This window comes from Citrobacter sp. On2M, assembly GCF_018035235.1.
In the GTDB taxonomy this organism is placed as follows: Bacteria; Pseudomonadota; Gammaproteobacteria; order Enterobacterales; family Enterobacteriaceae; genus Citrobacter; species Citrobacter meridianamericanus.
Map to the genome: position 1 here is coordinate 770,483 of NZ_WPCV01000004.1, position 14,800 is coordinate 785,282.

Here is a 14,800-nt window from a genome sequence, read left to right on the forward strand (position 1 = left end):
TATCACCGTGTGAAGGTGATTCTGTTGGCGCAAGATTAGCAGAACTGTGACATGCCTCTTATATTCAAATGGAATTGTTTATACCAAAAATGACATTTTGGCTGGTTTATTAGTCAACCTGGTGCGTTATAAAGCGATTAAACTGCATTTGTAGTGTATTAATCATCTGTGATGACCAGCGTATCGCGCTGTTCTCCTGTACGGTCTGCGGCATCCAGATTGCCCACGCGAACAGCGCCATGCACAGAAACCGTTCCAGTTGGTTGCCTTTTTGCGGCACGAGGATGGGCAGACGAAAACGCCAGCGGCAGGGCCAAAGCAGGGGAACGCCAGCTGGAGTCAGCATGTCAGCCAGAATGTGACTGAGATAACCGAGAACCATACCTTGTAAGGCATCTGCCGGGATTATCCAGGTATCAGGGACTTTCAGGTAAAACGTGGTCAGTAGGGCAAAAACCGCCAGCAGGCTATGCGTAAATCCGCGATGACCAAATGCCCTGGCAATGGGTTTAGATATCCACTTCAGACGCTGTCCCAGCAGGGATTTGGGATGATCAATATCCGGCAGCAGGCACGTTAAAATGGCTGAAGGAACAATATGCCACCAGTCACCCTGCGCAAGAACGGGCGTTAGCTCGGCATTCTTGGCAAATACCGCACAGGCAATAGAAAAAAGAAGGTGACCTTCCGCCGTCATGATAAAACCCAATAAACTGTCGATTCATACAGTATAGGGGTTTTATACAGTAGGCGGAAGAGGTGACGTTGTAACCCTTTGTCACAAGTGTGTCTTTACCGCGCCAACCACCCGCCATCTACGGCCAGCGTATGGCCGTGAATATAGTCAGAGGCAGAGCTAGCGAGGAAAACGACCGGGCCTTTCAGGTCATCAGGCGTGCCCCAGCGTTCGGCGGGGATACGATTGACAATCTCCTGATTACGCTCGCTGTCTTCGCGTAGTTGCTGGGTGTTATTAGTCGCCATATAGCCGGGCGCGATGGCGTTGACATTAATTCCCAGAGCCGCCCATTCGTTAGCCAGCTGGCGGGTGATACCCAGAACGCCGCTTTTGGATGCGGTATAGGAAGGCACGCGGATACCACCCTGAAAAGAGAGCATTGAGGCAATGTTAATGATTTTTCCGCCGTTGCCCTGAGCCAGAAACTGGCGCGCCGTGGCCTGTGACAAAAAGAAAACGGATTTAAGGTTCAGGTTCAATACGTCATCCCAATCCTTTTCGCTGAAGTCCAGCGCATCCTGACGACGTATGGTTCCCGCATTGTTGACCAGAATATCGACCCGGCCAAACGTTGACACTGTTTGCGTGACGATGCTGGTGATCGTTTCCTGTTGACTGAGGTCGGCCTGAATTGCCATAAAACGTCGACCGATCGCGTTAATCTTCTCTGCGGTTTCATGCGGTATTTTGCGATTCACGCCGACCACATCGCAGCCTGCTTCGGCCAGCGCTACAGCCATACCCTGCCCAAGGCCGGTATCACACCCGGTGACGATGGCGACTTTACCCTCGAGACGAAAAGCATTCTGCATTATGTCCACCCCAACTATTTATGTCATCAACGCTTACGATAGGGGAAGAATAGGAGAGGTTAAACAGAAATACAATTAAAATGAAACGGTGTTTTAAAATAAGCGGGCAATGCGATCATTGCCCCTGGCAGGATTAGCCGCGCAGATCTGCGACAGTCAGTTCGGTGAGCGAGGTCAGCTTAACGTCGGCAAGAACGAAGCGGGGATCGTGCTGATTTTCATGCGCAGGTACTACGATGGAACGCATGCGGGCGGCTTTCGAAGCAATCATACCGTTCACCGAGTCTTCCAGCGCGACGCAGTTTAAAGGGTCAATGCCCAGTTTTGTGGCGCAATCGAGATAAACCTGCGGGTGTGGTTTGCTGTAGGGCAGTTTTTCCGCAGAAGCCAGTGCGTCGAAGCTGCTGCGCAGATCAAACATGGTCAACACTTTTTCCAGCATATGCAGCGGCGAAGCGGATGCCAGACCTACTTTGATTCCCTGTGATTTGCATAACGCCACGGCTTCGCGCACCCCTGGCAGCAGCGGCTTCGTTTCTTCAACCAGCGCAATTGCGCGGTATATGATGCGCTCGGTGACTTCCTGGCGTGAAGGTCCGTTCCACGGTTGCTGCGTAAACCACAAATCAACCACCATGTCGATGCGTAAGCCCAGGGTATCGGGAAGTTCATGGCGGCGGGAGATATCAACGCCTAAACTTGCTATCACATCCAGTTCGGCCTGATCCCAGAGCGGTTCAGAATCGACCAGTAATCCATCCATATCGAAAATTGCAGCAAGAATTTGACGCGGGGTTGACATTACAACCTCTCCTTTACGGTAATAAAAGGGATTAAGAGCCCGTCTGGACAGGCTTTGGGCGTTTATTATGGCTAATTCAACAGTATACTGCCTTTAAAGATCAGGCGAAAATGGTTATCAACGGGTAAACTTAGGCCAAAATGACACGTCTTTATCAAGGGGAACTCATGACGTATCAACAAGCTGGACGCATTGCTGTCTTGAAAAGGCTGGTGGGATGGGTAATTTTCATTCCCGCGCTGATTTCAACACTGGTTTCAGTACTGAAGTTTATGTATGCGCACAGCGAAAAGCAGGAGGGAATTAACGCGGTCATGCTCGATTTTGCCCATGTAATGATCGATATGATGCGGGTTAACACCCCTTTTCTTAACGTGTTTTGGTATAACTCGCCGACGCCCGATTTTCAAAGTGGACTGAATCTCGTCTTTTGGCTGATTTTCATCCTGATTTTTATCGGTCTGGCGTTGCAGGATTCAGGCGCCAGGATGAGCCGTCAGGCGCGTTTTTTACGCGAGGGCGTTCAGGATCAACTGATTCTGGAACAGGCAAAAGGCAGTGAAGGGTTAACGCGAGAGCAGCTTGAGTCGCGTATTGTGGTTCCGCACCATACGATCTTTTTACAAATTTTCCCGCTGTATATTTTGCCGGTGATCGTTATCGTGATCGGCTACTTCTTCTTTTCATTGTTGGGCTTTCTGTAAGTGCTGCACGTTCAGGCCTGTCGCATTTTGAACCGCCAGGCCTGATAAGCGTGCTAAGCTGCCAGTAATCTGTCCAGTGCCTTCTGCGCCACAACCAGATGCTGCCCCCCAAACAGAATTGCCCGATTCAACAGCGTATAGAGCTGATAGACAGGTTGTCTGTCGAGAAAATCTAATGGTAACGGCGACACAGACTGATAACCGTCATAAATTTGCGGCGGCTGATCGGTGTGTAACGGTAGCATTGCCAGATCGCACTCCCGGTCTCCCCAGTAGCAGGCAGGGTCAAAGATATAGGGACCGTTCGGGCCGAGGGCACAGTTTCCTGACCACAAATCACCGTGCAGGAGAGACGGCTGCGGCTGATGTGAAGACAGACGCTGCTGAACATGCTCGACAATGGCGTCGATATTGCCAAACGCAATGCCTTTTTCCGCGGCGAGCTCCAGTTGCCAGCCAATACGCTGCTCGGCAAAAAAGGTCGACCAGCGACGTTGCCAGGTATTAGGTTGCGGCGTGGTTGAGAGCGCATTATCGAAGTCGAGCCCGAACTGAGGCTGATCGCTCCATTCATGCAAATGCGCAAGCTGTTGACCGAGGATAAAGGCGTTGTGTGCATCAAGCGGGCGGGGAGGGAGGAAATCCATCACCAGAAAGCTGTAATCTCTGTCTGCACCTACCGCCCAAACTTTCGGCACAGATACGGTTTGACTGCGTGAAAGTAGCTCCAGCTGATCGGCTTCCGCCGTAAAGCCGGTTAACAGCTCTCTTTCATCGCATTTGACGAAAAAATCGCGCCCCGCATAGCGTAAATGCCATGCGGCGTGGATCTCTCCGCCGGGCAGTTCGTTACGCAGTTCGATTTCGCCTTCACCTAATTGCTCGCTTAAAAGACGACTGATAGCCTGCCACATGATGTCTCTCCCCATGTTGTCTGCCAGATCATAAGGTTAGCGCAAGAATGCGGTTAAAAAACACGAACTGACGCACACCACGGACGCGTCATCGCTGGAAAGGCACTTAATGTTTGTCGTTCTTCCTAACCTCGCATTGCTGTGAAGACGTCCGGTTGCTCGTGATTCACTGCTTTGTAATCACGTGACTTTTTATCATAGACGTATAACACTAGCGCCGACAGTTTTACGGGAAAATCTTCCTTTAACCTAACACAAGGGAAGGTCTCATTGCTGAGCAAGGTATGCGTATATTTTCTTCGTATCGTCTAAAGCACACAGGCGCGTCCCCTGGTTCAGGGTTGCGGCGCTACCGGCTGCGACACCGTAGCGAACAATATCTTCAAAAGGTGCGTTTTCAGCCAGTTTAAGCGTCATGGCCCCGACCATACTGTCGCCTGCGCCCACAGTACTTTGGCTTTTCACCGGCGGCGGAACCACCTGGACGCAGGTTTCACGATCAACGCCCAGCGCCCCCTGTGGGCCAAGCGAGACCACAACGCGATGTGCTTTACCGCTTTGCACGATTTCCTGTGCGGCTTTACGCACATCATCGGGTTGGGTAAGCTCGCGGTTTACCAGCGCGCTCAGCTCTTTGAGGTTGGGTTTGACCAGTTCGATATTGCCGATAGCCAACGCTGCTGCAAGCGCTTCGCCAGAACTATCGACGATGCAGCGAATTCCCTGTTTTTGCGCCGTGCTAATGAGCCGGGTCAGCTTCTCAAGCTGTACCCCTGGCGGCAAACTGCCGCTAATAACCAGCAGCGCGCCAGACTCAATTTCCAGCACTTGATCCTGAAGCTGACAGAACTCAGCATCGGTCAACGCAGCGCCGGGCATGACAAAGCGATACTGTTCGCCGCTGGACTCAACATGGACATGGAGATTTTGTCGGGTCCAGTCTTTGGCCTCGACGGTGGATACGGGAACATTTTCGTCGGCAAGCAATGCGACGAGATGCTCTCCAGTGGCGCCCCCCGCGGGGAAGATGGCCGTGGCGGTTCCTCCAAGATGGGCAATTGCGCGAGCGACATTGATGCCGCCACCACCGGGCTCAAAAACCGGCGAGGTACAGCGAAGCTTACCTTCCGGGTAGATTTGTGGGGTTATTGTTGCGCTATCGAGAGAGGGCGCAAGTGTTAACGTATAGATACGTACCATCTTTACCTCCTGTTAGGCTTTCCTCAGTCTGGCACTTAACCTTTCGAAAGTGAAGTAATTAACAACATGATTTTTCGTGTCTTTATTTAAAACATTTGCGTTAAAGATATATAAATAAAAAAACGGTTTAGGAAGGCTCTTATTCAAAAAATGAAATAAGAATTTATTGCTATGTTATTCGAGTCTTTTTATAATTTGTTACCTTTCAAGGGTCTCTTGTCATTGATCCATATGAAAGTTTCCGAGACCGTAATGGTCTCTTTTTTTGTTGTACGGACTCTTAATAAATGAAGCTTTTGAAGACAGTGCCCGCAGCATTACTGCTGACGGGGGGCCTGCTTGCGTCAATGCATGCTGTTGCCGATGATTCCGTTTTTACTGTCATGGATGACCCTTCCAGCGCGAAAAAACCCTTTGAAGGTAACCTGAACGCGGGATATCTCGCCCAGTCAGGCAACACAAAAAGTTCCTCCTTAACGGCAGACACCACCATGACCTGGTATGGTGAATCCACGGCGTGGTCTTTGTGGGGAAATGCCAGTAATACCTCTTCGAATGATGAGCGTTCCTCGGAGAAATATGCCGTAGGTGGCCGTAGTCGCTACAACATGACCGACTATGACTATCTCTTTGGGCAGGCAAGCTGGTTGACCGACCGTTACAACGGCTATCGTGAGCGCGATGTGCTGACCGCAGGTTATGGTCGTCAGTTCCTCAACGGACCAGTACACAGTTTCCGTTTTGAATTCGGTCCTGGCGTGCGCTATGACGAGCATACGGATGGCACCACTGAAACGCAGCCGCTGGGTTATGCGTCAGGAGCTTATGCGTGGCAGATGACTGACAATACTAAGTTTACACAAGGTGTGTCGGTATTTGGTGCTGATGATACAACACTCAACTCTGAAACGGCGTTGAACGTTGCTATCAACGAACACTTTGGGTTGAAAGTGGCTTACAACGTCACCTGGAACTCTGAACCACCGGCAACAGCGCCGGAACATACCGATCGCCGTACGACTGTTTCACTCGGCTATCGTATGTAATGACAAACCGGGTCAAATAATTGGCCCGGCTTTTATCTATTAACGTTAAGTTAATTTAATAGTTAATCTGTGTTTTATTTTTAATACTTATCAATAACGCGCTATTTTTTAGACGAATTCGATTTAGTTGATAAATACAATGGAACCAGAACAGCGACCAGTATTTTAACCCCAGATCATCGCTGCCCAACGCAGTATCAGCATTGCTGCACAAATAACCAGCAGGATCACCACCATCTTCCAGTGTTTCTTCGCAAAGCGGTTTTTTGGCATTGTTTTTTCCTGCTCTGGTTAAATGACTTTCTGTAAGTGTAACAAAGACGTCAGGGTGTCAGTGAATTGATTTACATCATAGAGTGCACGTTGATTGTTGCTTTGTTTGAATCGCCACGGATAATCTGGACACTTCTGAGCCGTTGATAATACTGGTTTTCATATTCTGTCGGTGATATCTGATTGCTCGAACCATGCCGACGCTTACTGTTATAAAACATTTCGATGTAATCAAAAATATCGCTGCGGGCTTCTTCCCGTGTTCCGTAGATCTTTTTCTTTATCCGTTCGCGTTTCAGCAACTGGAAAAAGCTTTCTGCAACCGCATTATCGTGACAGTTACCGCGACGGCTCATGCTGCCCTCCAGACCATGTGATTTCAGGAACGACTGCCACTCATGGCTTGTGTACTGACTGCCCTGATCTGAATGAACCATCACCTGTTTTAGAGGATTACGTCGCCATATGGCCATCAGAAGCGCATTCAGGACAATGTCCTTTGTCATCCGGGATTGCATTGACCAGCCGATAATTTTGCGTGAGAACAGATCAACAACCACGGCAAGATACAGCCAGCCTTCGTGGGTCCTGATGTAAGTTATGTCCGTTACCCAACGCTCATCCGGAGCATCCGGATTGAACTGTCGCTGGAGCCTGTTGGGCGATACGATACTGACCTCGCCTTTGTGTGCCCGCGGGCTCCGGTACCCGACCTGAGCCTTTATCCCGGCACGATTCATCAGTCGCCAGACTCTGTTCACTCCGCACTGTTGCCCGCTATCCCGCAAGTCCAGATGGATCTTGCGATAACCATAAACGCAACCGGACTCCAGCCAGAACTGTTTGATCTGTCCCGTCAGTCTCAGATCTATCTGGTGGCGCTGAGAATACGGTTGCTTAAACCAGGCGTAAAAGCCACTGGGATGAACATCCAGCACCCTGCAGAGCAGACGAACAGGCCAGCAAAGGGAGTTGTCACGAATAAAGGCGTACCTCAGTCGGACAGCTTTGCGAAGTACGCCGCGGCTTTTTTTAATATGTCCCGTTCGTCAGTAACCCGCTTCAACTCCTTCTGGAGTCGGCGGATCTCGGCCTGAGCATCTGACTGTTCTTTGTTAGTGGATGAGTCCGGACCGTACTTCTTTATCCAGGCGTAAAGGCTGTGGGTGGTGATATCGAGACGTGTTGCAACGCTGGAAACAGAATGACCGCGATCAATAACCTGTTTGACTGCTTCAATTTTAAACTCTTCGGGATAACGTTTACCGCTCATGGGCACCTCTCTTTAAGTCATCTTAAATGACTCTGAGGTGTCTGTTAAACCCGTGGCGATTCAAAAAGCCGCAAGACCTGAAATATAACGCCGGGAAAATTGACGAGTTTGTTACCTCAATGGCTAAGCAATATATCGACCTCATTTAATTCAATTAGGATAATTAATAATACACTCAGAGGAGGAGGCAGGGCTATACAGGATTATAATGTTGGCCTTCTTGGGAAGAAAGCAACTGGACTGGTTATTGAAGATAACAATCTTGACAGGCCTGATCGCGTCACAATAACAAGCTCGGCATGGGTTGGAACTGTCTACAGGAATAACAAAACGCACATACAGTTCGGGAATCAAGGATGTATAATTGCAGGTCAATATCCCACGATTTCAGGAAATGACTTTGATAGCACATCTTTGCTGGCTGCTAATCTTGGTTATCGGATTGATGGAGCAAACGTAGAGAATAACAATTTCTCTAACAACCTTAGTAACCCAATACCACGCGTAATGGACTGGGATAACTTCGCTGCAATGACATACAGGAATAACAGATATATTGGATTAACTGGTGTTGGCGTATTCAGGGGGGCAGCAGACATCATCCAGTGCGGATGGAAACACGCTGATGCAACTGCTGGGCTGACAAGTAAACCAACAGACATCTACCCAGGTAAAGTGTCTCAAAGTATTGGTGATGTGGTTTATAATTCAAGCCCTATACCAGCGAACTTTGATTTCTGCTACGTTGCAGCCTCAAGTGCAACGTGGGGAAAAGTGGCATTAGTAAATCCATAAAATCAGGCCTCCAACGGAGGCCTTTTCTTTACTTGATGAAATCAATAATATTATCTTTAGACTTAGACCATACTAATTTAGCTCCTGACTTAGAAAGATGTACAGCATCTGAATAAATGAACTGATAATCATCTGTCATGGTAGAGCATTTGCCATCCTTGCAAAGGATGTCGTATGGATCAATAAATAATACATTTTTATACCCAGCAAACTCTTTTTTAATGGCAATGTTTATCCTTTTATTTATAGTATCCCTGTCATCTGTTTCAAGGTATTTTGTGCATGCTAATGGAAGATATGAAGGACGGTTCACGCACTTCTCAACACCACCAACTCCTTCTGTTCCTGGGGGAGCTCCAAGAAGAACAACCTTGCGGCCTTTAAATGCCTCAATATTATTTTTAATGTTTTCTATGCTGAATCTAATAAACTCACTTTCATTGGTAAACTTCTTCTGGTTTCCTTCCGTATCACTTATCATCGCTTCATATCCAACCCAACGCATCCCAAAAATAACTGGGACATTAAATTTATTAGAATAATCAATAGCGAAATTTAGTCTTTGCTGGCATTTTGGATCTGGCAAACCAGCATAGAATGTTGTGTAATTACGCGAGAAAAAACAACCGTCATTCATTGATGTTATGAATTTATATCCTTTGCTATCTACATCTATTGCATGTGCGTATTGCCTTGCAAAACTGTCACCCATAATTACCGCAGATACTTTAGTTGCAGTCTTATCTCCAATTATATGTGCTCCAGCATAATAACCATTCCCGCCGTACTGTTGTAGATGGAATGCTCCAGCATCATTCATCTTCTCTTTAAAGTATTCATTAACGCGGAATGAGAAACCATCATGTCTATAAATCATGGTTGATGAGAAAACTATCAATGCCAGCATAGCAACGAAAGACGCACTCATTACATTTATGCCAGATAAGTTAATTCTTCTAAATTTGTTCTCAATTAGCGCATAGCTTACATAGGCAAGCAGCAGCGACATAATTACTAGGGAAATTTTTTCAAAAGTATACAGTGGTCTAAATATATAATATTTATAGAAAACCAATAAAGGCCAGTGTATTAGATATACTGAATATGAAACAAGCCCAATACTTACAAATATTTTGTTCCTCAGCAGGTAGCCAGCTGGAGTATGTTTTGAATAAATAATGCACAGGCATGCACCAATAACTGGTAACATGGCATTTATGCCTGGGAATGCTGTGTTTTTATCGAAGTGAAACGCAGCGTAAATAATCAATGAAATACCAATAATAAACATCAAGGTACTGAGTAGTTTATTACGGCATTTACTATTTGGGATGAAGAATAGTAATCCACCTGCTGCAAACTCAAATATACGGTATTGAACCATAAAATAGTTTTGAGTGGGGTCAATATTGGTCATATACTGAGATGCTATCAGTGAAGCTATGCCTGATGCTGAGATCATGGCTATAGCTAGTTTACGGCTTGCTTTCATTGATAGCCATATAACAATGGGCCATACTAAATAGAATTGCTGCTCGACAGCTAACGACCAAGTGTGTAAAAGCGGATTAATCTCAGAAGATGTATCGAAATATCCAGCACCTAGCATGAAATGAAAATTTGATGCAGAAAGTGCAGAATAAACAGACGTAACACCAAGTTCTTTGAAGTCTCTTGGCGTATAAATTAAAAACCCAAAAGCAAGAGTTAATTAAATTATCGCCAATAGGGTTGGGTATAATCTTGATACCCTTGATAGCATAAACGTGATGTAATTAAATTTTTTCTTCTCAACGCTTGACACCAATATCCCGGTAATAAGGTAACCAGATATAACGAAGAAAATATCAACACCGATAAATCCACCGCTTAATGATGTAAATCCGGCATGAAAGAACAAAACAAGAAGAACCGCAACGGTTCTTAAGCCATCAACATCAGGTTGGTAATATCTTGATGTAGTTTTCTGAGTTTCAGATAAAGCGAACATTCCATGACCTATTAATTTAAAAGTTTAGAATTATTTATCTATATGAGTGTATCAGGTGTGCTAATTATGATCATTCATAACGCTTCCAAGTTGTTAAATCTTCTTTATTTTCCATATAAATCAGTTGCCTACACAATATTTAATCAAGAAAATAATCAAAAAATTTATTACCTGCGTCGGCAGATTTTATCATTTATTTTTATTGCCAATTTCTTCAGGTTGTGCATGTCTGTAAGTATCCAGATGACAATCATCACCACTTCTACAAGCTGATGAGAGAAATTGTTAGCGCTGTACCCTGTCACTAGGCCAAAAAATGAGATTAAGGCAGCAAAACGTACAAGAAAATCAACCATTTTATAACCACTTTTGCGTTTTCGGATTAACAGAAAACATATTAACACCGTAAAAATTATTGATCGATAGAGATGGCAGGTATCAACGATGCCAGGTAGGCATGGCTTAGTGATAGATTGGATAAAAGGGGCAAAATCGGAACACACAAAGCTTTGCATCGGTTTGCAAGGTTTTGCGTTTACCGTCACTTAGTCGAATACGATCGTCCTTGCAAGACAATTTGAAGCAATGTGAAACAGAGTGGTGCAATCACCACTTTTTTAGTGTTACCATCATTTTACCTGATGAGGGACTGAGGATATCAGTTTTTCATTTGTGTACCAGATTGTGTACCAATTTAGCGATTGTTGGTTAGATGGTTGCACAACTTACTGTAAACAAATAAATTTTCTCTTTGTATGTGATCTTACGTGTGGGTCACCACTGCAAATAAGGATATAACATGCCTGTTATTACTCTTCCTGATGGCAGCCAACGCCATTACGACCACGCTGTAAGCCCCATGGATGTTGCGCTGGACATCGGTCCAGGTCTGGCGAAAGCCACTATTGCTGGCCGTGTTGACGGTGAGCTGGTAGATGCTTCCGATCTGATTGAGCATGATGCGAAGCTCTCCATCATCACCGCGAAGGATGAAGAAGGTCTGGAGATCATTCGTCACTCCTGTGCGCACCTGTTAGGGCACGCGATCAAACAACTCTGGCCGCACACCAAAATGGCGATCGGACCGGTTGTTGATAACGGTTTTTACTACGATATCGATCTTGACCGTACGTTAACCCAGGAAGACGTCGACGCGCTCGAGAAGCGGATGCACGAGCTCGCTGAGAAAAACTACGATGTCATTAAGAAGAAAGTTAGCTGGTACGAAGCGCGTGAAACCTTCGTGAAGCGTGGCGAGACCTATAAAGTCTCCATTCTTGATGAAAACATTGCCCATGATGACAAGCCTGGCTTGTACCATCATGAAGAATATGTCGATATGTGCCGTGGCCCGCACGTGCCGAACATGCGTTTCTGCCATCACTTCAAACTGATGAAGACCGCAGGGGCATACTGGCGTGGCGACAGCAATAACAAGATGCTGCAGCGTATTTATGGTACTGCATGGGCAGATAAAAAAGCCCTGAATGCCTACCTGCAACGTCTGGAAGAAGCGGCCAAACGCGACCACCGTAAAATCGGTAAGCAACTTGACCTGTATCATATGCAGGAAGAGGCGCCGGGTATGGTGTTCTGGCACAATGATGGCTGGACTATCTTCCGTGAACTGGAAGTCTTCGTTCGTTCAAAACTGAAAGAATACCAGTATCAGGAAGTGAAAGGTCCGTTCATGATGGACCGTGTGCTGTGGGAAAAAACAGGTCACTGGGATAACTACAAAGATGCGATGTTCACGACCTCCTCTGAGAACCGTGAGTACTGCATTAAGCCCATGAACTGCCCGGGTCACGTGCAGATCTTTAATCAGGGTCTGAAGTCCTATCGCGATCTGCCGCTGCGTATGGCCGAGTTTGGTAGTTGCCACCGTAATGAGCCGTCAGGTGCGCTGCATGGCCTGATGCGTGTTCGTGGCTTCACTCAGGATGATGCGCATATCTTCTGTACAGAAGAGCAGATCCGTGATGAAGTTAACGCCTGTATTCGTATGGTCTACGATATGTACAGCACCTTTGGCTTCGAGAAGATCGTCGTCAAACTGTCCACTCGCCCCGAAAAACGTATCGGTAGCGATGAAATGTGGGACCGTGCTGAAGCTGACCTGGCCGTTGCGCTGGAAGAAAACAACATCCCGTTTGAGTTCCAACTGGGTGAGGGCGCATTCTACGGTCCGAAAATTGAATTTACCCTGTATGACTGCCTCGATCGTGCATGGCAGTGCGGTACTGTACAGCTGGACTTCTCTCTGCCGTCCCGTTTAAGCGCCTCTTATGTTGGCGAAAACAACGAGCGTCAGGTGCCGGTTATGATTCACCGCGCAATTCTTGGGTCGATGGAACGTTTCATCGGTATCCTGACCGAAGAGTTCGCTGGCTTCTTCCCGACCTGGCTTGCGCCAGTTCAGGTTGTGGTCATGAACATCACCGATTCTCAGTCTGAATACGTTAACGAATTAACGCAGAAACTACAAAATGCGGGTATTCGTGTAAAAGCAGACTTGAGAAATGAGAAGATTGGCTTTAAAATCCGCGAGCACACTTTACGTCGTGTCCCTTACATGTTGGTCTGTGGCGACAAAGAGGTAGAAGCAGGCAAAGTTGCCGTGCGCACCCGTCGTGGCAAAGACTTGGGCAGCCGGGACGTAAATGAAGTGATTGAGAAGCTGCAACAAGAGATTCGCAGCCGCAGTCTTCAACAACTGGAGGAATAAGGTATTAAAGGCGGAAAACGAGTTCAAACGGCACGTCCGAATCGTATCAATGGCGAGATTCGCGCCCTGGAAGTTCGCTTAACAGGTCTGGAAGGCGAAGCTTTGGGTATTGTGAGTCTGAGAGAAGCGATCGAAAAAGCTGAAGAAGCTGGAGTAGATTTAGTTGAAATCAGCCCTAACGCCGAACCGCCAGTTTGTCGTATTATGGACTACGGCAAGTTCCTTTATGAAAAGAGTAAGTCTTCTAAGGAACAGAAGAAAAAGCAAAAAGTTATCCAGGTTAAGGAAATTAAATTCCGTCCTGGTACCGACGATGGCGATTACCAGGTAAAACTCCGCAGCCTGGTACGCTTTCTGGAAGATGGCGATAAGGCTAAGATCACGCTGCGTTTTCGCGGTCGTGAAATGGCCCACCAACAGATCGGTATGGAAGTGCTTAACCGCGTCCGTGACGATCTGAGTGAACTGGCAGTAGTCGAATCCTTCCCAACGAAGATCGAAGGCCGCCAGATGATCATGGTGCTCGCTCCTAAGAAGAAACAGTAAGGCCTTCAAGTAGCAATGTCTGTGGAGCCTGCGGGTTCCACAGCCGTTGTTCGCCTACGTTTCGTTTATTAACAATGCGAAGTGGAAGTTATTAAAATGCCAAAAATTAAGACCGTACGCGGTGCTGCTAAGCGCTTCAAAAAAACCGGTGGTGGTGGATTTAAGCGTAAGCACGCAAACCTGCGTCATATTCTGACCAAAAAATCTACTAAGCGTAAACGTCACCTGCGTCCAAAAGGCCTCGTGTCTAAAGGCGATCTGGGTCTGGTTATCGCGTGCCTGCCGTACGCATAAGCCGTTAACGTTTAATTAATTTTTTTACTAAGAATATAGATACAGGAGAGCACATATGGCTCGCGTAAAACGTGGTGTAGTTGCCCGTGCACGTCACAAGAAAATTTTGAAACAAGCTAAAGGCTACTACGGTGCGCGTTCTCGCGTATACCGCGTTGCCTTCCAGGCTGTTATCAAAGCTGGTCAGTACGCTTATCGTGACCGTCGTCAGAAAAAGCGTCAGTTCCGTCAACTGTGGATTGCGCGTATCAACGCAGCAGCACGTCAGAACGGTATTTCTTACAGCAAATTCATCAACGGCCTGAAAAAAGCCTCTGTTGAAATCGACCGTAAGATCCTGGCTGACATCGCAGTATTCGACAAAGTAGCGTTCACCGCTCTGGTCGAAAAAGCGAAAGCAGCTCTGGCATAAGCCGGTGAAAAGAGGGAGCCTGGCTCCCTCTCTTTTATTTGTAGTGCAATCAATTGGTTGACAATTTATTCGTAAGCCTTTTCAATAAAGGTTGTCCGGTTTTTACCACACAAGGTAACGCAAGCATGAATGCTGCTATTTTCCGCTTCTTCTTTTACTTTAGCACCTGAACTCAGGAGGCTTGCGCGTGAAAGAAGAAACGGAAAACAGCGCCTAAAAGCCTCCCTGGTGGAGGCTTTTTTTATACGCGTCATCCTTCAAGTTGTCTCTGT

Annotated in this window: 16 protein-coding genes, 1 pseudogene and 1 other annotated feature; of the genes and pseudogenes, 8 read left to right on the forward strand and 9 right to left on the reverse strand. The window is 46.8% G+C overall.

Annotated elements, in window-relative coordinates:
• Window positions 1–109: 109 nt before the first annotated feature.
• The 3 genes from On2M_RS14055 to hxpB all read right to left on the reverse strand — a co-directional run bounded on the left by On2M_RS14055 (window position 110) and on the right by hxpB (window position 2,353).
• Entirely contained in the window at window positions 110–709 is a 600-nt protein-coding gene (locus On2M_RS14055; RefSeq protein ID WP_151219013.1) for a metal-dependent hydrolase, read from the reverse strand.
• Between the two features lie 83 nt (window positions 710–792).
• Window positions 793–1,554, reverse strand: a complete 762-nt coding sequence (gene kduD / locus On2M_RS14060; RefSeq protein WP_151225708.1) for a 2-dehydro-3-deoxy-D-gluconate 5-dehydrogenase KduD — start codon at window positions 1,552–1,554, stop codon at window positions 793–795.
• Window positions 1,555–1,684: 130 nt separating this feature from the next.
• Entirely contained in the window at window positions 1,685–2,353 is a 669-nt protein-coding gene (gene hxpB / locus On2M_RS14065) for a hexitol phosphatase HxpB (RefSeq protein WP_210904995.1), read from the reverse strand.
• A 167-nt stretch (window positions 2,354–2,520) separates the two neighbouring features.
• On the opposite strand from hxpB, the gene On2M_RS14070 reads away from it, so the two are divergent.
• On the forward strand, window positions 2,521–3,057 hold the full coding sequence (locus tag On2M_RS14070) for a YniB family protein (protein ID WP_187252547.1): 537 nt from the start codon (window positions 2,521–2,523) through the stop codon (window positions 3,055–3,057).
• Between the two features lie 53 nt (window positions 3,058–3,110).
• On the opposite strand, the gene On2M_RS14075 is transcribed toward On2M_RS14070, so the two are convergent.
• Window positions 3,111–3,971 carry a fructosamine kinase family protein gene (locus On2M_RS14075; protein ID WP_043016598.1) on the reverse strand — a complete coding sequence of 287 codons (861 nt, stop codon included), beginning with the start codon at window positions 3,969–3,971 and terminating at the stop codon, window positions 3,111–3,113.
• Window positions 3,972–4,238: 267 nt separating this feature from the next.
• Window positions 4,239–5,171, reverse strand: coding sequence for a 6-phosphofructokinase II (gene pfkB, locus On2M_RS14080; protein ID WP_151219015.1), 933 nt, complete (start codon window positions 5,169–5,171; stop codon window positions 4,239–4,241).
• Window positions 5,172–5,458: 287 nt separating this feature from the next.
• Here pfkB and On2M_RS14085 point away from each other — a divergent pair, with 287 nt between their 5' ends.
• Complete coding sequence (locus On2M_RS14085) at window positions 5,459–6,217, forward strand: YdiY family protein (protein WP_151225371.1); 759 nt, start codon at window positions 5,459–5,461, stop codon at window positions 6,215–6,217.
• Window positions 6,218–6,382: 165 nt separating this feature from the next.
• On the opposite strand, the gene yniD is transcribed toward On2M_RS14085, so the two are convergent.
• Together yniD and On2M_RS14095 are read right to left on the reverse strand one after the other, a co-directional pair.
• Entirely contained in the window at window positions 6,383–6,490 is a 108-nt protein-coding gene (gene yniD, locus On2M_RS14090; protein WP_151219016.1) for a small membrane protein YniD, read from the reverse strand.
• Between the two features lie 71 nt (window positions 6,491–6,561).
• A protein-coding gene (locus tag On2M_RS14095) for an IS3 family transposase (RefSeq protein WP_210904996.1) occupies window positions 6,562–7,763 on the reverse strand; the annotation gives its coding sequence in 2 pieces (ribosomal slippage) (window positions 6,562–7,529 and window positions 7,529–7,763; 1,203 coding nt in all).
• A gap of 99 nt (window positions 7,764–7,862) precedes the next feature.
• Between On2M_RS14095 and On2M_RS14100 the strand changes: the two genes are divergently transcribed.
• A complete protein-coding gene (locus tag On2M_RS14100; protein ID WP_210904997.1) occupies window positions 7,863–8,558 on the forward strand; it encodes a hypothetical protein in 696 nt (231 codons plus the stop codon).
• Between the two features lie 28 nt (window positions 8,559–8,586).
• Here the strand turns inward: On2M_RS14100 and On2M_RS24235 are convergent, their stop codons facing one another.
• Together On2M_RS24235 and On2M_RS24240 are read right to left on the reverse strand one after the other, a co-directional pair.
• Entirely contained in the window at window positions 8,587–9,567 is a 981-nt protein-coding gene (locus On2M_RS24235) for an SGNH hydrolase domain-containing protein (RefSeq protein ID WP_348772786.1), read from the reverse strand.
• Window positions 9,550–10,548, reverse strand: a pseudogene (locus On2M_RS24240) (acyltransferase); the annotation flags it as partial. The pseudogene On2M_RS24240 and the gene On2M_RS24235, both read right to left, overlap by 18 nt.
• Before the next feature lie 799 nt (window positions 10,549–11,347).
• Here On2M_RS24240 and thrS point away from each other — a divergent pair.
• The 5 genes from thrS (at window position 11,348) to pheM (ending at window position 14,698) form a co-directional block, all read left to right on the forward strand.
• Window positions 11,348–13,276 carry a threonine--tRNA ligase gene (gene thrS / locus On2M_RS14115; RefSeq protein ID WP_210905000.1) on the forward strand — a complete coding sequence of 643 codons (1,929 nt, stop codon included), beginning with the start codon at window positions 11,348–11,350 and terminating at the stop codon, window positions 13,274–13,276.
• A gap of 3 nt (window positions 13,277–13,279) precedes the next feature.
• A complete protein-coding gene (gene infC, locus On2M_RS14120) occupies window positions 13,280–13,822 on the forward strand; it encodes a translation initiation factor IF-3 (RefSeq protein ID WP_048997935.1) in 543 nt (180 codons plus the stop codon).
• 96 nt (window positions 13,823–13,918) lie between these two features.
• Window positions 13,919–14,116 (forward strand): 50S ribosomal protein L35, encoded by a 198-nt coding sequence (gene rpmI / locus On2M_RS14125; protein WP_003030583.1) that lies wholly within the window; start codon window positions 13,919–13,921, stop codon window positions 14,114–14,116.
• A gap of 55 nt (window positions 14,117–14,171) precedes the next feature.
• On the forward strand, window positions 14,172–14,528 hold the full coding sequence (gene rplT, locus On2M_RS14130; RefSeq protein ID WP_003030578.1) for a 50S ribosomal protein L20: 357 nt from the start codon (window positions 14,172–14,174) through the stop codon (window positions 14,526–14,528).
• A gap of 120 nt (window positions 14,529–14,648) precedes the next feature.
• Window positions 14,649–14,773: a sequence feature (Phe leader region), on the forward strand.
• A complete protein-coding gene (gene pheM / locus On2M_RS14135) occupies window positions 14,654–14,698 on the forward strand; it encodes a pheST operon leader peptide PheM (protein ID WP_001386830.1) in 45 nt (14 codons plus the stop codon). It overlaps the preceding feature by 45 nt.
• Window positions 14,774–14,800: the final 27 nt, after the last annotated feature.